Source organism: Bradyrhizobium sp. (genome assembly GCF_022844465.1).
GTDB lineage: Bacteria > Pseudomonadota > Alphaproteobacteria > Rhizobiales > Xanthobacteraceae > Bradyrhizobium.
In genome coordinates this window covers 528,729-545,095 of sequence record NZ_JALHLP010000001.1, presented here as the reverse complement: position 1 = coordinate 545,095, position 16,367 = coordinate 528,729, and the positions used below count along the sequence as shown (strand labels likewise).

Below are 16,367 nucleotides of genomic sequence, written 5' to 3'. Positions count from 1 at the left end.
ATCGCTTAGGATCGCCGCGGTAGCATCTGCCGCTACCGCGTTCGCGTTGCGGTCATGCCGGCCGTGCAGCATCGGTTGGTTTCATGGCGCCCAAGCCTCCCTCTCCGGACGATCGAGGTACCGCGTCGGCGGATGATCCAGAGCTCCAGAACAAGCCGGCACCGGGCGCCGGCACCCTGCCTCCCGGCACTGCGGCCGGCGATGGCGGCAAGGACGACGCGCCAGCTTTCGACGCGGATGACGACGACGAAGACCTGGTGGTCTTTACCGCCAGGGAAGCCGCCGGCGCGATGGCGACGATCTATGGCTTCGTCAGGCCGCATTTGGGCGGCTACAAGAAACCCCTGGCTTTTGTCACTTTCGGCGTGCTGGTCGAGACGCTGTTTAATGTGATCATGCCGTTGAGCCTGAAATTCCTGATCGATGACGCGCTCGGCGAGGAGGATTTTCAGGCGCTCTACATGATCCTCGGCGTGCTCGCGGCCGCCGGCATCATCACTTCGATCGTCGCGATCTGGTACGAGCGGTGGGACGCGCGGCTGGCGGCGGGCCTCATCGCCGATGTGCGAACGCGGCTTTTCGAGCATGTCCAGAACCTGCCGGCCTCCTATTTCGCGCGGACCAAGCGCGGCGAGATTCTTTCGCGATTTTCGATCGACCTTGCGGCTTTCGAAACCTCGATCAAGACGTTCGCCAACAGCGCGGCCTTGCCGTTTCTGGAGCTGATCGCCGGCATCATCCTGATGCTGTTCCTGAACTGGCAGCTGGCGGCGATCGCCTTGCTGATATTCCCGATCACGCTGATAGGACCGCGGATCCTGACGCCGAAGGCGGTGCAGGCCAATTACGAGCAAAAGATAAATGAATCGGTGCTGCTTGGCACCGTCCAGGAAAACGTGGCGGCCCAGGCCGTGGTCAAGGCGTTCAGCCTGCAGCGCCGCACGCTTGGCTGGTTCACGATGCGCAACCAGGATGTGCGCATCAAGACCGCGTCCGCCGTGTTCCTCTCGACCATGGTGGAGCGTACCGTCACGATCTCGGTATTGCTGCTGCACCTCGTGGTGCTGGCGATCGGCGCCTATCTGGCCACCAAGGGCCAGATCACGATCGGCACCTTCGTTACCTTCGAAAGCGCGTTCTGGGAGGTGTCGTACAACATCGCCCATTTGATGCATTTCATCCCGGTTTCGATCCAGTCCGCGGCGGCGGTTCGGCACATGCAGGAATTGCTGGACGAACCCACGCGCGGCGCCGACCGCCCGGGCGCGCCGGATCTGCCGCGCATCACCAACGACGTCACCTTTGATCGCGTCAGCTTCAAGTACGAGGGCAGCGAGGTGCCGGTGCTCGACAATTTCAGCCTCAAGCTCGATGTCGGCAAGCGGATCGCGATCGTCGGTCCGAGCGGCTCAGGCAAGAGCACGCTGCTGAATCTGATCCTGCGCCTCTACACGCCCGACGAGGGGCGCGTGACCATCGACGGGGTCGATATCCGACGCGTCAACCGCGAATCGCTACGCAAGGGCATGGCAATCGTGTTCCAGGAGAACATGCTGTTCAACATGTCGATCCGGGAAAATATCCGGCTTGGCAAGGAAGGTGCCAGCGACCAGGAGGTCGAGGAAGCGGCGCGCAAGGCCGAGATCCACAGCTACATCATGAGCCTGCCGCAGAAATACGACACGCCGGTCGGCGAGCGCGGCGATACGCTGTCGGGCGGCCAGCGGCAGCGCATCGCGATCGCGCGCGCCATCATCCGCAACCCGTCGCTGCTGTTGCTCGATGAAGCGACATCGGCACTGGACCAGACGACGGAAGCCGCGATCAACCGCACGCTTTTGAACGTGGCCGAGGGACGCACGATGATCTGGTCGACCCACCGCCTGACGTCGGTGGTCGAGATGGACGAGATCATCGTCATTTCCGGGGGCAGGGCGATCGAGCGAGGGTCGCACGCGCAATTGCTCGCCGCCAACGGGGCCTATCGGAAGCTCTGGGACGACCAGGGCCACAGGGCGTATGGCGCCGTCGGCCAGGCGGACGATGACAACGAGGATGGCGAGGACGACGACGACGAGTGAGCGAGACGCCGGTCAGGCCAGATTGCCGTGCTGCGGTTGTCCCGTAGGGTTGGCGACCCGTTGCGGGGCGGGGCGCCAGATCAGGTGTCGCATTCCCTGTATCGCGCGAATGATGAATCGCCCCCATCGCCGCGCGCGCCACGACAGGCCGAATTCGGTGGAGAGCGCGCGCAGGTGATAGGCCTTGGCGAGGCACCGCGCCTCGCAATCGACCTTTTCGGGGTCGTCGTAGAATTGCGAAATCTTTGCCGTGTCCATGCCATTGGTCGAGAGCCAGGCCGGGATGTAGACGTTGCACAGGCGCCCGGCGTCGGTGAACACTTTGGTCGCGCCGGTTCCCGCCGCGGGACAGGAGGTGGCGAAGGCATCTCCAATCAGTACGATGCCAGGCTGAAGATGACCGTCGGTGACGCAGAGGTCGGCGGGCCTGATCTTGACCGGTCCGACCACCCTGAACCCACCGGTCATGCGCGCAAGACCTGGCATCATCGCGCACATGGTTTCTTCCGGCGCCCGTTTGAATTGCTGGAACCAAGGATCGGTCATTTCGCGGTAGACCATGAGGTTGGCGCGCATCTTGTCGCCAATCGGAAACAGGGTCAGATAGGCCATCCGCGCGCTTGCACGTTTCGGCCAGTAGGTGAGCGCCGGGAACGCAAAAGCGGCGCCGGTCGGCGCGACATCGAAGCCGAGCGTGATCGAGTGGCAGCGGCTGACGATCCGGCGCTGGATACCGAGCGTGTGGCGCAGGCCGATATTGAGGCCATTGGCCAGCACCACCAGTCGCGCCGAGATTTCCTCGCCGTTCGAGAGCTCAATCTTCTGCCGTTCGTCGCTGCTGCGGACGGCGACAGCCTTGGCGACAACGATCTTCACCCCGGGCGGGATTTGCGCCCGGACCGTATTGACAAGCGTGTCGTACATGATGCCGTGCTGGTCGCTGGGCCTTTTCGCCACCACGTAGCCGAAACGCGCCTCCCATACTTCGCCATCGAGACTGGTTGCGCGCAAGGTCGGCTCCGCAAGGCCGGTCTTGCGCAAGAGGTCGAGCTGCTCGCCGCCGATCTTCTCGCAACGCAGTTCGGGCGGATAGACCGGGTGCGGGTCGATCACCACGGCCGGGATGCCGGCGCGCCCCAGCATCGCCGCAACCGTTGAGCCGGCGAGCCCGCCGCCGACGATTGCGACATCCGTGTACTGCATAGGTCGGACCCTTCAAGGCTTCACCCAATCTCTGCGCCGCAAGAAGCGAATAAAGCTTGAAAGCCGGCCCGGAAAGAAGCCCGGCGCCGCGTTACTTAACCGAAATGAAATATGGGAAGAACACGATCCGGCGCGAGCTCCGGATTGCAAGGCATCCACCTCCATGATTCTGGTAACGATCAGTTCACCAAATCTCGCCATCATCCCCTGCTGGGATGATCTGGTCCGGCGGGCATCCTCGAACGTGTTCATGCATCCCGCCGCGTTGGGCGCCGCAGCCGAAACCGGTTTCGCCGACGTCCGGATGCTGCAGGCCTGGGAGCAGGGCACTGAGCCGCGCAGACTGGTCGGCGTCTGGGCGCTGCAACTGCGCAAGGTCGCGCCGCTATGGCCCGCGCTGCTCGAGGCGCTGCCCTATAATTACGCCTTCCTGTCCAGTCCGGTGATCGATCCGGCCTTTGTTGACGAGGTAATCCCGGCCTTCTTCGCGGCGATCGAACGGGATTCGTCGCTGCCGAACGTACTATGCATGCGATCCTTCGATGCGGAGTGCCCGAGTTACCCCGCGATCCTCAAGCTGCTCGGTGAGCGCGGCGCCGCGCCGCTGGTGCTGGCCGAGCATTCGCGGCCCTTTGTGACGCGGGAGTTCGGCGTCAAGCGCTCCGGCTCGACGCGCAAGAAGCTGAGGCAGGACTGGAACCGCCTGACCTCGCTTGGCGCCGTCGAAGTCCTCAACGAGCGAACGCCAGAGGGGGCGGCGCAGGCCTTCGATACCTTTCTCGCGCTCGAAAAGGCCAGCTGGAAAGGCGAGCAGGGGACCGCCCTGTTGTCGGATTCCGGTGATGCCGCCTTTGTCAAACGACTGCTGGAGAACCTGGCCGCCGGTCAGAGCGCATCGGTAGCGCTGTTGCGGGTCAATGGCGAGGCGATCGCCGCCCAGGTGCTGATGTATTGCGGCGCCACGGCCTATACGTGGAAAACGGCGTTCGATGCCGACTATGCCAGGTTTTCGCCCGGCACGCTGCTGATCGACCGGGTGACCGACGACCTGTTCGCGGGGTCCGAGATTTCAGCGATCAACTCCTGCGCCGTGGAGACAAGCTTCATGGCCCAGCTGTGGGCCGGGCGGCGGCGCATGGTGGATCTGCTGATCGACATCGGGCCGGCCAAATCGATGCATTACCGGATGGAGGCAGGTCGGCAGCTTGGATATGAGCGCTTGCGGGACCTGCGGGATCGGTTGCGCAGGCCGTATCGGGCCGCCAGGCCCGCCAGGCAGCTGGAAGTGGCTGGACATTAACCGTAATTTTATCCGGGTAATATGGTCGATGGCCCGGTAAGTCTCGACCGGCGGAGCCGATCGCCAGCCTGGCTGTTCCGTTTCCGCGGGGGCCTTCCGGTGCCGAGCCATGAAGTTCATGGTCCGTAGATTCGCGTATTGGCGAAGAAAGCATGGAAGCACCGGCGATCGTATTTCTCCTGGGGCTGAATTCGCCTGCGGCAGAGGCCTTTCTGTCATTGTCGTTTCGCCTTGACTTGGTTACCCGCCGCTTATAAAAGGCCGCTACTTCACGACAGGCGGTGAGCTACGCCAGCGTCGGAACGGAACACCCTTTCATCTCCTTCGGGCACTCTTCCCAAAGGCTTGGGCGGGCACCAACCTCGACGAATGCAGCTCAAACGCTGTCGACATATAGCTAGGCAATGCCAGGGCGATACTAGTTCTCTTGAGCAAGTTCTCTTGAGAGCGAACTCGAATGCATGACCTCGGTAGCAGGCCGAACAGCGAACGCTGATCGGCCTTCACGCGCGGTCCTCTGTGGCGTCGAGCGCTTTCCACCCAGCAATGGGCGGTTGGCGCGATTTCGTTTTGCGTGGGGTCTCACGCAGGGCGGGCCGAACGGAACGGCTAGTTCCGAGAAGAGTTTGCGGAGCCGATAGCGGTTCCCGCGTGAACTAAAGGGTGAAGGCTGACATGCCGACGATCAACCAGCTGATCGCAAAGCCGCGGACGGTGCAGAAGTCGCGCAAGAAGGTGCCGGCGCTGCAGCAATCGCCGCAGAAGCGCGGCGTTTGCACGCGCGTCTATACAACGACACCGAAGAAGCCGAACTCGGCGCTTCGCAAGGTCGCCAAGGTGCGCCTGACCAACGGCTTCGAAGTGATCGGCTACATTCCGGGTGAAGGCCATAACCTTCAGGAACATTCGGTGGTCATGATCCGCGGCGGTCGCGTCAAGGATTTGCCCGGCGTGCGCTATCACATCCTCCGCGGCGTCCTCGATACCCAGGGCGTCAAGAACCGAAAGCAGCGTCGTTCGAAATACGGCGCAAAGCGTCCGAAGTAATCAGGAACAGAATCGATGTCTCGTCGCCATTCTGCTGAAAAGCGTGAAGTGAACCCGGACCCGAAGTTCGGGAACGTCATCATCACGAAGTTCATGAACTCGATCATGTATGACGGCAAGAAGTCTGCCGCCGAAAGCATCGTCTACGGCGCGCTCGCCATGATCGAAACCAAGACCAAGCAGGGACCGCTGCCGGTTTTCGAACAAGCGCTCGAAAACGTCATGCCCACCATCGAAGTGCGTTCGCGTCGCGTCGGTGGCGCCACCTATCAGGTGCCGGTCGAAGTGCGCTCGGTCCGCCGCCAGGCGCTCGGCATTCGCTGGATCATCACCGCGGCGCGTGACCGCAACGAAAAGACGATGACCGAGCGGCTTTCGGCCGAACTTCTCGACGCATCGAACAACCGGGGAAACGCCGTCAAGAAGCGTGAAGACGTGCATCGGATGGCCGAAGCCAACCGCGCCTTCTCGCACTATCGCTGGTAACGGCGAAACACGGATTTAAGGAACAGCCTATGCCCCGCGTTCATGCCATAGAGAATTACCGCAATTTCGGTATCATGGCGCATATCGATGCCGGCAAGACCACGACCACCGAGCGCATCCTGTATTACACCGGCAAGAGCCACAAGATCGGCGAAGTGCACGAAGGTGCCGCGACGATGGACTGGATGGAGCAGGAGCAGGAGCGCGGCATCACGATCACGTCGGCCGCGACCACTGCGTTCTGGAACGGCAAGCGCCTCAACATCATCGACACCCCCGGCCACGTCGACTTCACCATCGAGGTCGAGCGTTCCTTGCGCGTGCTTGACGGCGCCGTGTGCGTCCTCGATTCCAACCAGGGCGTCGAGCCGCAGACCGAAACCGTCTGGCGCCAGGGCGACAAGTACCGGGTTCCGCGCATCGTCTTCGCCAACAAGATGGACAAGACCGGCGCCGATTTCTACAAATGCCTCGACGATATCGTCGACCGGCTCGGCGCCAAGCCGATCGCGATCCAGCTTCCGATCGGCTCCGAGAACAACTTCAAGGGTCTGGTCGATCTCGTCCGGATGAAGGGCGTGGTCTGGGAAGACGAGGCGCTCGGCGCCAACTTCAAGGACATCGATATTCCGGCCGACCTCGTCGACAAGGCCAAGGAATACCGCGAGAAGATGCTGGAAGCCGCCGTCGAACTCGATGACGACGCGCTCGCCGCCTACCTCGACGGCAAGGAGCCCGACGAAGCGACGCTGAAGCGGCTGATCCGCAAGGCGGTGCTGACCGGCGCGTTCTATCCGGTGCTGTGCGGCTCGGCCTTCAAGAACAAGGGCGTGCAGCCGCTGCTCGACGCGGTGGTCGACTATCTGCCGTCGCCGGTCGACGTGCCCTCGATCAAGGGCATTGACGACAGAGGCAACGAGGTAACCCGCAAGGCCGACGACAAGGAACCGCTGGCTCTGCTGGCGTTCAAGATCATGGACGATCCGTTCGTCGGAACCATCACCTTCTGCCGCATCTATTCGGGCGTGCTGATGAGCGGTACCGGCGTCATCAATTCGACCCGCGAGAAGAAAGAGCGGATCGGCCGCATGCTGCTGATGCATGCGAACAACCGCGAAGACATCAAGGAAGCCTATGCCGGCGATATCGTCGCGCTGGCCGGCCTGAAGGAAGCGCGCACCGGCGACACGCTGTGCGATCCCGACAAGCAGGTCATTCTGGAGAAGATGGAATTCCCCGAGCCGGTGATCGAAATCGCGATCGAGCCGAAGTCGAAGGCCGACCAGGAAAAGCTTGGCGTTGCGCTGGCGAAGCTCGCAGCCGAAGATCCCTCGTTCCGGGTATCGACCGACCAGGAGTCCGGCCAGACCATTCTGAAAGGCATGGGCGAACTCCATCTCGACATCAAGGTCGACATCCTGCGCCGCACTTACAAGGTCGACGCCAATATCGGCGCGCCGCAGGTGGCGTTCCGCGAGCGGGTCACCAAGCGCGCTGAAGTCAAGTACACGCACAAGAAGCAGACCGGCGGCACCGGTCAGTTCGCCGAAGTCACGATCATCGTCGAGCCGAACGAGCCCGGCAAGGGTTACGAGTTCGAGTCCAAGATCGTCGGTGGCGCGGTGCCCAAGGAATACATTCCCGGCGTCGAAAAGGGCCTCAACAGCGTGATGGGCTCCGGCGTCGTCGCCGGCTTCCCGGTGGTGGACGTCAAGGTGCAACTGGTCGACGGCAAGTATCACGACGTCGACTCGTCGGCGCTGGCCTTCGAGATCGCGTCGCGCGCGGCATTCCGCGAAGCACTGCAGAAGGGCAAGTCGGTCCTGCTCGAGCCCATCATGAAGGTCGAGGTAGTGACGCCGGAGGATTACACCGGTTCCGTCATCGGCGATCTGAATTCGAGGCGCGGCCAGATTCAGGGCCAGGACATGCGCGGCAACGCCAACGTCATCAACGCGATGGTGCCGCTCATGAACATGTTCGGTTACGTGAATAACCTGCGCTCGATGAGCCAGGGGCGCGCGACCTTTACGATGCAATTCGATCACTACGCAGAAGCGCCGGCGAACGTGTCGGCAGAAGTCCAGAAGAAGTTTGCCTGATTGTCGTTGACGGCAGTCAACGATTGAACGGAGAGTCAAATGGCCAAAGCAAAGTTTGAACGTAATAAGCCGCACTGCAATATCGGAACCATCGGTCACGTCGACCATGGCAAGACCTCGCTGACCGCAGCGATTACCAAGGTACTGGCTGAAACCGGCGGTGCGACGTTCACGGCGTACGACCAGATCGACAAGGCGCCGGAAGAAAAAGCGCGCGGCATCACGATCTCGACCGCTCACGTCGAGTATGAAACCGCCAATCGGCACTATGCCCACGTCGATTGCCCCGGCCACGCCGACTATGTGAAGAACATGATCACCGGCGCCGCCCAGATGGATGGCGCGATCCTGGTGGTGTCGGCCGCCGACGGCCCGATGCCGCAGACCCGCGAGCATATCCTGCTCGCCCGTCAGGTCGGCGTTCCCGCGCTCGTCGTGTTCCTGAACAAGTGCGACATGGTCGACGACCCGGAGCTGCTCGAACTCGTGGAGATGGAAGTCCGCGAACTGCTCACGAAGTACGATTTCCCTGGCGACACCATTCCGATCGTTCGCGGCTCGGCGCTCGCCGCGCTCGAGAACAAGGATCCGAAGCTCGGTCACGACGCCATCGTCGAGCTGATGAAGGCCGTCGACGAGCACATCCCGCAGCCGGCGCGTCCGATCGACCAGCCGTTCCTGATGCCGGTGGAAGACGTGTTCTCGATCTCGGGCCGCGGCACCGTGGTGACCGGCCGTGTCGAACGCGGTATCGTCAAGGTCGGCGAGGAAATCGAAATCGTCGGTCTGCGCGACACCCAGAAGACCATCGTCACCGGCGTGGAAATGTTCCGCAAGCTGCTCGATCAGGGCCAGGCCGGCGACAACATCGGCGCGTTGCTGCGCGGCACCAAGCGCGAGGAAGTCGAGCGCGGTCAGGTGCTATGCAAGCCGGGTTCGGTCAAGCCGCACACCAAGTTCAAGGCCGAGGCCTACATCCTGACCAAGGAAGAGGGCGGTCGCCATACCCCGTTCTTCACCAACTATCGGCCGCAATTCTACTTCCGCACCACCGACGTGACCGGCGTCGTGCATCTGCCTGAGGGCACCGAGATGGTGATGCCCGGCGACAACATCGCGATGGAGGTGCATCTGATCGTGCCGATCGCGATGGAAGAGAAGCTGCGGTTCGCGATCCGCGAGGGCGGCCGTACCGTCGGTTCGGGTGTCGTCTCCAGCATCATCGAGTAAGAAGCGAATAGGGAATGGTGAGTAGCGAGTGGACTGAATCCATTCGCTATTCGCTACTCGCCACTCACCAAGAAAGATAACGGTAATGAACGGCCAGAATATCCGCATACGGCTCAAGGCGTTCGACCATCGTATCCTCGATACGTCGACCCGCGAGATCGTGAATACGGCGAAACGCACCGGTGCCCAGGTTCGCGGACCGATTCCGCTGCCCACCCGCATCGAGAAGTTCACCGTCAACCGTTCGCCGCACGTCGACAAGAAGAGCCGTGAGCAGTTCGAGATGCGCACCCACAAGCGTCTTCTCGACATCGTCGACCCGACCCCGCAGACCGTCGATGCCCTGATGAAGCTCGACCTGGCCGCCGGCGTCGATGTCGAGATCAAGCTCTAGATTTTTGGATCGTCCGACGTTTAGCGGACAGAAAGAACAGGAAGCACGCCGATGCGCTCCGGAGTGATCGCACAAAAGGTCGGGATGACGCGGGTCTTTACGGAGACCGGTGAACATATTCCTGTGACCGTGCTGAAGCTGGGCAATTGCCAGGTGCTGGGCCACCGCACGACCGAGAAGAACGGTTACGTGGCGTTGCAGCTCGGCTCGGGCACCCGCAAGACCGTCTACCTGCCGAAGGCGGAGCGCGGCCAGTTCGCCGTCTCCAAGGTCGAGCCCAAGCGGAAGGTCGCCGAGTTCCGCGTGTCCGAAGACGCGCTGATCCCGGTTGGCGCCGAGATTCAAGCGGACCATTTCGTGGTGGGCCAGTTCGTCGACGTGACAGGTACTTCGGTCGGCAAGGGGTTTGCCGGCGGCATGAAGCGCTGGAATTTCGGCGGGCTGCGCGCCACCCATGGCGTGTCGGTTTCGCATCGTTCGATCGGTTCTACCGGTGGCCGGCAGGATCCCGGCAAGACCTTCAAGAACAAGAAGATGCCCGGTCACATGGGCGTCGATCGCATCACCACGCTCAACCTGCGCGTGGTCCAGACCGATGTCGAGCGCGGCCTGATCCTGGTCGAGGGCGCCGTTCCCGGCTCCAAGGGCGGCTGGATTTCGGTGCGTGACGCCGTGAAGAAGCCGTTGCCAAAGGATGCTCCGAAGCCCGGCAAATTCAGGGTTGTGGACGGTGAGCAGGCCCAGGCGCCGGCCGAGCAGGAGGGCGCGTGAGATGGAACTGAAAGTCACGACCCTTGAAGGCAAGGCGGCAGGATCGGTCCAGCTCTCGGACGCGATCTTCGGTCTCGAGCCCCGCGCCGACATCCTCCAGCGCTGCGTGCAATGGCAGCTCAACAAGCGCCAGGCCGGAACCCACAAGACCCAGGGCCGCGCCGATGTCTGGCGCACCGGCAAGAAGATGTACAAGCAGAAGGGCACCGGTGGCGCCCGTCACGGCTCGGCCCGCGTACCGCAGTTTCGCGGCGGCGGCCGTGCATTCGGCCCGGTGGTCCGCTCGCACGCGACCGACCTGCCGAAGAAGGTGCGCTCACTGGCGCTCAAGCATGCGCTGTCGGCCAAGGCCAAGGACGGCGGCCTGATCGTGATCGACAATGCCCAGATCAAGGACGCCAAGACCAAGTCGTTGGTCGGCCATTTCTCGATCCTCGGCCTGACCAACGCGCTGATCATCGACGGCGCCGAGGTGCATGCCGGGTTCGCGACCGCCGCGCGCAACATTCCGAATATCGACGTGCTGCCGATCCAGGGCATCAACGTCTATGACATTCTGCGCCGTCACAAGCTGGTGCTTACCAAGTCGGCGGTGGATGCGCTGGAGGCGCGCTTCAAATGAAGAACATAGATCCGCGCCATTACGACGTGATCGTAGCGCCCGTCGTCACTGAAAAGGCGACGGTGGCATCCGAGCACAACAAGGTCGTGTTCAGGGTCGCGAGCAAGGCGACCAAGCCGCAGATCAAGGAAGCGGTCGAGAAACTGTTCGACGTCAAGGTCAAGAGCGTGAACACGCTGGTTCGCAAAGGCAAGACCAAGGTGTTCCGCGGCAATTTCGGTTCGCAGTCGGACGTGAAGCGGGCGATCGTGACCCTCGAAGAGGGCCACCGCATCGACGTCACGACCGGACTATAAGGCAAGACAGCGATGGCATTGAAAACATACAATCCGACGACGCCGGGCCAGCGCCAGCTGGTGATGGTCGATCGTTCGGCGCTCTACAAGGGCAAGCCCGTCAAGGCGTTGACCGAGGGCAAGCGCGGCAATGGCGGCCGCAACAACACCGGACGCATCACGGTGCGCTTCCGCGGCGGCGGCCACAAGAAGGCCTACCGCCTGGTGGACTTCAAGCGCAACAAGGTCGACGTTCCCGCCGTCGTCGAGCGCCTGGAATATGATCCGAACCGCACCGCCTTTATCGCGCTGGTCAAGTATCAGGACGGCGAGCAGGCCTACATCCTGGCGCCGCAGCGGCTGGCGGTGGGCGACAGCGTGGTCGCCGGCAACTATGTCGACGTCAAGCCCGGCAACGTCATGCCGCTCGGCAACATGCCGGTCGGCACCATCGTCCACAACATCGAGATGAAGATCGGCAAGGGCGGCCAGATCGCGCGTTCGGCCGGTACCTACGCCCAGATCGTCGGTCGCGACCAGGACTACGTCATCCTGCGCCTGAATTCCGGCGAGCAGCGGCTGGTGCATGGCCGTTGCCGCGGCACCATCGGCGCGGTGTCGAATCCCGACCACATGAACATCTCGATCGGCAAGGCCGGCCGTACCCGCTGGCTGGGCTGGCGCCCGCACAACCGCGGCGTCGTCATGAACCCGATCGACCATCCGCACGGCGGCGGCGAAGGCCGCACCTCGGGCGGGCGCCACCCGGTCACCCCGTGGGGCAAGCCGACCAAGGGCAAGAAGACCCGTTCGAACAAGTCGACCAACAGATTCATCCTCCTAAGCCGCCACAAGCGGAAGAAGTAAGGAACGCCGGACATGGTTCGTTCAGTCTGGAAAGGCCCGTTCGTCGAAGGCTCCCTGCTCAAGAAGGCAGATGCCGCGCGCGCGTCCGGCCGTCACGACGTCATCAAGATCTGGAGCCGCCGCTCGACCATCCTGCCGCAATTCGTCGGCCTGACGTTCGGCGTCTACAACGGCCAGAAGCACGTGCCGGTATCGGTCAACGAGGAAATGGTGGGTCACAAGTTCGGCGAGTTCTCGCCGACCCGTACCTTCCATGGCCATTCTGGCGACAAGAAAGCCAAGAAGGCTTGAGGAATCGACGATGAGCAAACCAAAGCGCGAACGTAGCCTCGCCGAAAACGAGGCCAAGGCAGTGGCCCGGATGCTGCGCGTCAGCCCGCAGAAGCTCAATCTGGTCGCGCAGCTGATCCGCGGCCGGAAGGCATCGGCTGCGCTCGCCGACCTGCAGTTCTCGCGCAAGCGGATCGCGGTCGACGTCAAGAAGTGCCTGGAATCGGCGATCGCCAACGCCGAGAACAACCATGACCTCGAAGTCGACGACCTCGTCGTCGCCGAGGCGCATGTCGGCAATGGCATTGTGATGAAGCGTTTTTCACCGCGCGGCCGCGGCCGTTCGGGACGTATCTATAAACCGTTCTCGCACCTGACGATCGTGGTTCGTCAGGTCGAGGCCGAGGCTGGCGCCTAAGGCGCGGGAGAGAACGATGGGTCAAAAGATCAATCCAATCGGACTGCGGCTGGGCATCAACCGGACGTGGGATTCCCGTTGGTTCGCCGGCAAGAACGAATACGGCAAGCTGCTGCATGAGGACGTCAAGATCCGCGAGATCCTGCACAAGGAGCTCAAGCAGGCGGCCGTCGCCCGCATCGTGATCGAGCGTCCGCACAAGAAGTGCCGCGTGACGATCCATTCGGCGCGTCCCGGCGTCGTCATCGGCAAGAAGGGCGCCGACATCGACAAGCTGCGCAAGCGCGTCGCCGACATCACGGATTCCGACGTCGTCATCAACATCGTCGAAATCCGCAAGCCCGAACTCGACGCCACCCTGGTGGCCGAATCGATCGCCCAGCAGCTCGAGCGCCGCGTTGCGTTCCGCCGCGCCATGAAGCGCGCGGTGCAGTCGGCGATGCGTCTGGGCGCCGAGGGCATCCGCATCAACTGTTCGGGCCGTCTCGGCGGCGCCGAAATCGCGCGCATGGAATGGTATCGCGAGGGGCGGGTGCCGCTGCACACGCTACGCGCCGACATCGACTATGGCGTGGCGACCGCGTTCACGACCTTCGGCACCTGCGGCGTCAAGGTCTGGATCTTCAAGGGCGAGATCCTCGAGCACGATCCGATGGCCCAGGACAAGAAGATGGCCGAAGGCGACAATACGCGGCCGCGTCGCGACGCGGCGTGAGAAATAGAGAAGGTTTGAGGGCTTGAAGCCATGATGCAACCAAAGAAAACGAAGTTCCGGAAGGCGCACAAGGGCCGTATCCACGGCGTTGCGACTTCGGGTGCGACGTTGTCGTTCGGTCAGTTCGGCCTGAAGGCGATGGCGCCCGAGCGCATCACCGCCCGACAGATCGAAGCCGCGCGCCGCGCCTTGACCCGTCACATGAAGCGCGCCGGCCGGGTCTGGATCCGCGTGTTTCCGGACCTGCCGGTCTCGAAGAAGCCGGCCGAGGTCCGCATGGGCTCCGGCAAGGGCACGCCGGAATTGTGGGTGGCCCGGGTCAAGCCCGGCCGCGTGATCTTCGAGATCGACGGCGTCACGGTGCAGACCGCCAAGGAAGCGCTCTCGCTCGCCGCCGCCAAGCTGCCGATCAAGACGCGCTTCGTCGCGCGCATCGCGGAGTGAGAATCATGGCCGAGATGAAGACCGCCGACATCCGGGCGATGAGCGAAGACCAGAGGGAGGATGCCGTCCTCAACCTCAAGAAGGAGCGTTTCAACCTGCGTTTCCAGCGCGCCACCGGGCAGCTGGAGAACACCTCGCGGCTGCGCGAAGCGCGCCGCGATATCGCCCGCATCAAGACCATCGCCGCGCAAGCCCGCGCGAAGAAGAAGTAAGAGGCCGCATATGCCGAAACGAACCCTTCAGGGCGTGGTCGTGAGCGACAAGCAAGCCAAGACGATCGTGGTGCGCGTCGATCGCCGGTTCACCCATCCGATCTACAAGAAGACGATCCGTCGGTCGAAGAACTACCATGCGCATGACGAGAACAACCAGTTCAAGCCGGGCGACATGGTCTGGATCGAGGAAAGCAAGCCGATCTCGAAGCTGAAGCGCTGGACCGTGGTCCGGGGCGAACAGAAGAAAACGGCCTGAGATTCGGCCGGCCTCGCCGGGACGAGTTATCAGGGAAATTTAAGGCGCTAATTCGAGCGCATCAAAAGAGGACGAGGTGCATCAATGATTCAGATGCAGACCAACCTCGACGTGGCCGACAATTCAGGCGCACGCCGTGTCATGTGCATCAAGGTGCTGGGGGGCTCCAAGCGCCGCTATGCCACCGTGGGCGACGTTATCGTCGTGTCGATCAAGGAAGCCATCCCGCGCGGGAAGGTGAAGAAGGGCGACGTGATGAAAGCCGTCGTGGTGAGGGTCCGCAAGGACATCCGCCGCGCCGACGGCTCGGTCATCCGCTTCGACCGCAACGCCGCGGTGCTGATCAACAACCAGGCGGAGCCGGTCGGCACCCGCATCTTCGGGCCGGTGCCGCGCGAGCTGCGCGCCAAGAACCACATGAAGATCATCTCGCTCGCGCCGGAGGTGCTGTAATGGCTGCCAAGATCCGGAAGGGTGACAAGGTCATCGTGCTGAGCGGCCGCGACAAGGGCCGTACCGGCGAGGTATTCGAGGTCCGCCCCGCCGAGAACAAGGCGCTGGTGCGCGGCGTCAACCTGGTGAAGCGTCACCAGAAGCAGACCCAGGGCCAGGAAGGCGGAATCATCTCCAAGGAGTCGCCGATTCACCTCTCCAACATCGCTTATGTCGGCAAGGACGGCAAACCGACCCGCGTGGGTTTCAAGATTCAGGCTGATGGCAAGAAGGTTCGCATTGCCAAGAGCTCGGGAGCAGAGATCGATGGCTGATACGGCTTACGTGCCGCGCCTGCGCGCGGAGTATGACAAGAGCATTCGCGGCAAGCTGACCGAACAATTCGGCTACGCCAACCTCATGCAGGTGCCGCGGCTCGACAAGGTTGTCCTCAACATGGGCGTCGGCGAGGCTGTCAACGATCGCAAGAAGGCCGAGAACGCTGCGGCCGATCTCGCGCTCATTGCCGGTCAGAAGGCGATCGTGACCTATTCGCGGGTTGCGATTGCGACCTTCAAGCTGCGTGAAAACCAGCCGATCGGCTGCAAGGTCACCCTGCGCAAGACCAAGATGTACGAGTTCATCGATCGCCTGGTGAACGTGGCGCTGCCGCGCGTGAGAGACTTCCGCGGCCTCAGCCCCAAGAGCTTCGACGGCCGCGGCAACTACTCGCTCGGCATCAAGGAGCACATCATTTTCCCCGAGATCGATTTCGACAAGGCCGGGGAAACATGGGGCATGGACGTCACGGTTTGCACCACGGCGCGTACCGACGACGAGGCGCGCGCCTTGTTGACCGCATTCAATTTCCCGTTCCGGCAGTGAGACGCAGTCAAAGCCTCTCAAACGCGGAAACCCAGGAGCCAAGCATGGCAAAGAAGAGTTCGATCGAGAAGAACAACCGGCGCAAGCGGATGACCAAGAACGCCGCCCCACAGCGCGCCAAGCTGAAGGCGATCATCGCCGACAAGACCCGGCCGATGGAGGAGCGCTTCGCAGCGACGCTGAAGCTTGCGCAGATGCCGCGCAATTCGTCGGCGACCCGGATCCGCAACCGCTGCGAACTGTCCGGCCGCCCGCGCTCGATCTACCGCAAGAACAAGCTCAGCCGCATCGCGCTGCGTGAACTCGGCTCCAAGGGCCTGGTTCCCGGGCTCGTGAAATCGAGCTGGTAGGGAG

22 protein-coding genes are annotated in these 16,367 nt (G+C 62.6%); 21 read left to right on the top strand and 1 reads right to left on the bottom strand.

All coding sequences use genetic code 11. The annotated features are described in order from the left end of the window. Nucleotides 1-83 precede the first annotated feature (83 nt). Nucleotides 84-2,081, top strand: coding sequence for an ABC transporter ATP-binding protein (locus Q0D31_RS02785; protein ID WP_291844403.1), 1,998 nt, complete (start codon nucleotides 84-86; stop codon nucleotides 2,079-2,081). Nucleotides 2,082-2,093: 12 nt separating this feature from the next. Here Q0D31_RS02785 and Q0D31_RS02780 read toward each other — a convergent pair whose 3' ends face one another. Beyond that, nucleotides 2,094-3,284, bottom strand: a complete 1,191-nt coding sequence (locus Q0D31_RS02780) for an NAD(P)/FAD-dependent oxidoreductase (protein ID WP_291844400.1) — start codon at nucleotides 3,282-3,284, stop codon at nucleotides 2,094-2,096. 163 nt (nucleotides 3,285-3,447) lie between these two features. Between Q0D31_RS02780 and Q0D31_RS02775 the strand changes: the two genes are divergently transcribed. From Q0D31_RS02775 to rpsN, 20 genes are all read left to right on the top strand, one after another. Then, the gene (locus tag Q0D31_RS02775) at nucleotides 3,448-4,584 is read left to right on the top strand and encodes a GNAT family N-acetyltransferase (protein WP_291844398.1); all 1,137 of its coding nucleotides are present in this window, start codon (nucleotides 3,448-3,450) and stop codon (nucleotides 4,582-4,584) included. Between the two features lie 675 nt (nucleotides 4,585-5,259). After that, nucleotides 5,260-5,631 (top strand): 30S ribosomal protein S12, encoded by a 372-nt coding sequence (rpsL, locus tag Q0D31_RS02770; RefSeq protein ID WP_057849132.1) that lies wholly within the window; start codon nucleotides 5,260-5,262, stop codon nucleotides 5,629-5,631. Nucleotides 5,632-5,646: 15 nt separating this feature from the next. Further along, nucleotides 5,647-6,117 (top strand): 30S ribosomal protein S7, encoded by a 471-nt coding sequence (gene rpsG / locus Q0D31_RS02765; protein ID WP_108518073.1) that lies wholly within the window; start codon nucleotides 5,647-5,649, stop codon nucleotides 6,115-6,117. Between the two features lie 29 nt (nucleotides 6,118-6,146). After that, complete coding sequence (gene fusA / locus Q0D31_RS02760; RefSeq protein WP_291844392.1) at nucleotides 6,147-8,219, top strand: elongation factor G; 2,073 nt, start codon at nucleotides 6,147-6,149, stop codon at nucleotides 8,217-8,219. 39 nt (nucleotides 8,220-8,258) lie between these two features. After that, nucleotides 8,259-9,449 (top strand): elongation factor Tu, encoded by a 1,191-nt coding sequence (tuf, locus tag Q0D31_RS02755; protein ID WP_291844390.1) that lies wholly within the window; start codon nucleotides 8,259-8,261, stop codon nucleotides 9,447-9,449. An 85-nt stretch (nucleotides 9,450-9,534) separates the two neighbouring features. Next, complete coding sequence (rpsJ, locus tag Q0D31_RS02750) at nucleotides 9,535-9,843, top strand: 30S ribosomal protein S10 (RefSeq protein ID WP_002712302.1); 309 nt, start codon at nucleotides 9,535-9,537, stop codon at nucleotides 9,841-9,843. A 51-nt stretch (nucleotides 9,844-9,894) separates the two neighbouring features. Then, nucleotides 9,895-10,614 carry a 50S ribosomal protein L3 gene (gene rplC / locus Q0D31_RS02745; RefSeq protein ID WP_291844388.1) on the top strand — a complete coding sequence of 240 codons (720 nt, stop codon included), beginning with the start codon at nucleotides 9,895-9,897 and terminating at the stop codon, nucleotides 10,612-10,614. A 1-nt stretch (nucleotide 10,615) separates the two neighbouring features. Next, the gene (rplD, locus tag Q0D31_RS02740) at nucleotides 10,616-11,236 is read left to right on the top strand and encodes a 50S ribosomal protein L4 (RefSeq protein WP_291844386.1); all 621 of its coding nucleotides are present in this window, start codon (nucleotides 10,616-10,618) and stop codon (nucleotides 11,234-11,236) included. Further along, nucleotides 11,233-11,532, top strand: coding sequence for a 50S ribosomal protein L23 (locus Q0D31_RS02735; RefSeq protein WP_291844383.1), 300 nt, complete (start codon nucleotides 11,233-11,235; stop codon nucleotides 11,530-11,532). Before rplD ends, Q0D31_RS02735 begins: the two co-directional genes overlap by 4 nt. 12 nt (nucleotides 11,533-11,544) lie before the next feature. Beyond that, nucleotides 11,545-12,378 carry a 50S ribosomal protein L2 gene (gene rplB / locus Q0D31_RS02730; RefSeq protein ID WP_291844380.1) on the top strand — a complete coding sequence of 278 codons (834 nt, stop codon included), beginning with the start codon at nucleotides 11,545-11,547 and terminating at the stop codon, nucleotides 12,376-12,378. A 12-nt stretch (nucleotides 12,379-12,390) separates the two neighbouring features. After that, nucleotides 12,391-12,669, top strand: coding sequence for a 30S ribosomal protein S19 (gene rpsS, locus Q0D31_RS02725; protein WP_212225211.1), 279 nt, complete (start codon nucleotides 12,391-12,393; stop codon nucleotides 12,667-12,669). Between the two features lie 10 nt (nucleotides 12,670-12,679). After that, nucleotides 12,680-13,066: a 50S ribosomal protein L22 gene (rplV, locus tag Q0D31_RS02720; protein WP_291844373.1), complete on the top strand. Its 387-nt coding sequence runs from the start codon at nucleotides 12,680-12,682 to the stop codon at nucleotides 13,064-13,066. A 16-nt stretch (nucleotides 13,067-13,082) separates the two neighbouring features. Continuing rightward, nucleotides 13,083-13,781: a 30S ribosomal protein S3 gene (gene rpsC, locus Q0D31_RS02715; RefSeq protein WP_291557319.1), complete on the top strand. Its 699-nt coding sequence runs from the start codon at nucleotides 13,083-13,085 to the stop codon at nucleotides 13,779-13,781. A gap of 30 nt (nucleotides 13,782-13,811) precedes the next feature. Next, the gene (rplP, locus tag Q0D31_RS02710; RefSeq protein WP_025588649.1) at nucleotides 13,812-14,225 is read left to right on the top strand and encodes a 50S ribosomal protein L16; all 414 of its coding nucleotides are present in this window, start codon (nucleotides 13,812-13,814) and stop codon (nucleotides 14,223-14,225) included. Between the two features lie 5 nt (nucleotides 14,226-14,230). Beyond that, complete coding sequence (gene rpmC, locus Q0D31_RS02705) at nucleotides 14,231-14,437, top strand: 50S ribosomal protein L29 (RefSeq protein ID WP_074276044.1); 207 nt, start codon at nucleotides 14,231-14,233, stop codon at nucleotides 14,435-14,437. Nucleotides 14,438-14,447: 10 nt separating this feature from the next. After that, on the top strand, nucleotides 14,448-14,696 hold the full coding sequence (gene rpsQ, locus Q0D31_RS02700) for a 30S ribosomal protein S17 (protein WP_291844366.1): 249 nt from the start codon (nucleotides 14,448-14,450) through the stop codon (nucleotides 14,694-14,696). Nucleotides 14,697-14,780: 84 nt separating this feature from the next. Continuing rightward, nucleotides 14,781-15,149 carry a 50S ribosomal protein L14 gene (rplN, locus tag Q0D31_RS02695; protein ID WP_291844364.1) on the top strand — a complete coding sequence of 123 codons (369 nt, stop codon included), beginning with the start codon at nucleotides 14,781-14,783 and terminating at the stop codon, nucleotides 15,147-15,149. Continuing rightward, nucleotides 15,149-15,463, top strand: a complete 315-nt coding sequence (rplX, locus tag Q0D31_RS02690) for a 50S ribosomal protein L24 (RefSeq protein ID WP_291844362.1) — start codon at nucleotides 15,149-15,151, stop codon at nucleotides 15,461-15,463. The genes rplN and rplX overlap by 1 nt, the downstream gene beginning before the upstream one ends. Continuing rightward, nucleotides 15,456-16,013 (top strand): 50S ribosomal protein L5, encoded by a 558-nt coding sequence (gene rplE, locus Q0D31_RS02685; RefSeq protein ID WP_291844359.1) that lies wholly within the window; start codon nucleotides 15,456-15,458, stop codon nucleotides 16,011-16,013. Before rplX ends, rplE begins: the two co-directional genes overlap by 8 nt. Nucleotides 16,014-16,057: 44 nt before the next feature. Beyond that, nucleotides 16,058-16,363, top strand: a complete 306-nt coding sequence (gene rpsN, locus Q0D31_RS02680) for a 30S ribosomal protein S14 (RefSeq protein WP_291844357.1) — start codon at nucleotides 16,058-16,060, stop codon at nucleotides 16,361-16,363. Nucleotides 16,364-16,367: the final 4 nt, after the last annotated feature.

Excerpts from the sequence above, each read along its gene's own strand:
- rpmC (WP_074276044.1), top strand. The coding sequence starts at position 14,231 with ATGGCCGAGATGAAGACCGCCGACATCCGGGCGATGAGCGAAGACCAG.
- rplD (WP_291844386.1), top strand. The coding sequence starts at position 10,616 with ATGGAACTGAAAGTCACGACCCTTGAAGGCAAGGCGGCAGGATCGGTC.
- rpsL (WP_057849132.1), top strand. The coding sequence starts at position 5,260 with ATGCCGACGATCAACCAGCTGATCGCAAAGCCGCGGACGGTGCAGAAG.
- rplP (WP_025588649.1), top strand. The coding sequence starts at position 13,812 with ATGATGCAACCAAAGAAAACGAAGTTCCGGAAGGCGCACAAGGGCCGT.
- Q0D31_RS02735 (WP_291844383.1), top strand. The coding sequence starts at position 11,233 with ATGAAGAACATAGATCCGCGCCATTACGACGTGATCGTAGCGCCCGTC.
- fusA (WP_291844392.1), top strand. The coding sequence starts at position 6,147 with ATGCCCCGCGTTCATGCCATAGAGAATTACCGCAATTTCGGTATCATG.
- rplE (WP_291844359.1), top strand. The coding sequence starts at position 15,456 with ATGGCTGATACGGCTTACGTGCCGCGCCTGCGCGCGGAGTATGACAAG.
- rpsS (WP_212225211.1), top strand. The coding sequence starts at position 12,391 with ATGGTTCGTTCAGTCTGGAAAGGCCCGTTCGTCGAAGGCTCCCTGCTC.
- rpsJ (WP_002712302.1), top strand. The coding sequence starts at position 9,535 with ATGAACGGCCAGAATATCCGCATACGGCTCAAGGCGTTCGACCATCGT.
- Q0D31_RS02775 (WP_291844398.1), top strand. The coding sequence starts at position 3,448 with ATGATTCTGGTAACGATCAGTTCACCAAATCTCGCCATCATCCCCTGC.
- rpsC (WP_291557319.1), top strand. The coding sequence starts at position 13,083 with ATGGGTCAAAAGATCAATCCAATCGGACTGCGGCTGGGCATCAACCGG.
- tuf (WP_291844390.1), top strand. The coding sequence starts at position 8,259 with ATGGCCAAAGCAAAGTTTGAACGTAATAAGCCGCACTGCAATATCGGA.
- rpsN (WP_291844357.1), top strand. The coding sequence starts at position 16,058 with ATGGCAAAGAAGAGTTCGATCGAGAAGAACAACCGGCGCAAGCGGATG.
- rpsG (WP_108518073.1), top strand. The coding sequence starts at position 5,647 with ATGTCTCGTCGCCATTCTGCTGAAAAGCGTGAAGTGAACCCGGACCCG.
- Q0D31_RS02780 (WP_291844400.1), bottom strand. The coding sequence starts at position 3,284 with ATGCAGTACACGGATGTCGCAATCGTCGGCGGCGGGCTCGCCGGCTCA.
- rplC (WP_291844388.1), top strand. The coding sequence starts at position 9,895 with ATGCGCTCCGGAGTGATCGCACAAAAGGTCGGGATGACGCGGGTCTTT.
- rplV (WP_291844373.1), top strand. The coding sequence starts at position 12,680 with ATGAGCAAACCAAAGCGCGAACGTAGCCTCGCCGAAAACGAGGCCAAG.
- Q0D31_RS02785 (WP_291844403.1), top strand. The coding sequence starts at position 84 with ATGGCGCCCAAGCCTCCCTCTCCGGACGATCGAGGTACCGCGTCGGCG.
- rplB (WP_291844380.1), top strand. The coding sequence starts at position 11,545 with ATGGCATTGAAAACATACAATCCGACGACGCCGGGCCAGCGCCAGCTG.
- rplX (WP_291844362.1), top strand. The coding sequence starts at position 15,149 with ATGGCTGCCAAGATCCGGAAGGGTGACAAGGTCATCGTGCTGAGCGGC.
- rplN (WP_291844364.1), top strand. The coding sequence starts at position 14,781 with ATGATTCAGATGCAGACCAACCTCGACGTGGCCGACAATTCAGGCGCA.
- rpsQ (WP_291844366.1), top strand. The coding sequence starts at position 14,448 with ATGCCGAAACGAACCCTTCAGGGCGTGGTCGTGAGCGACAAGCAAGCC.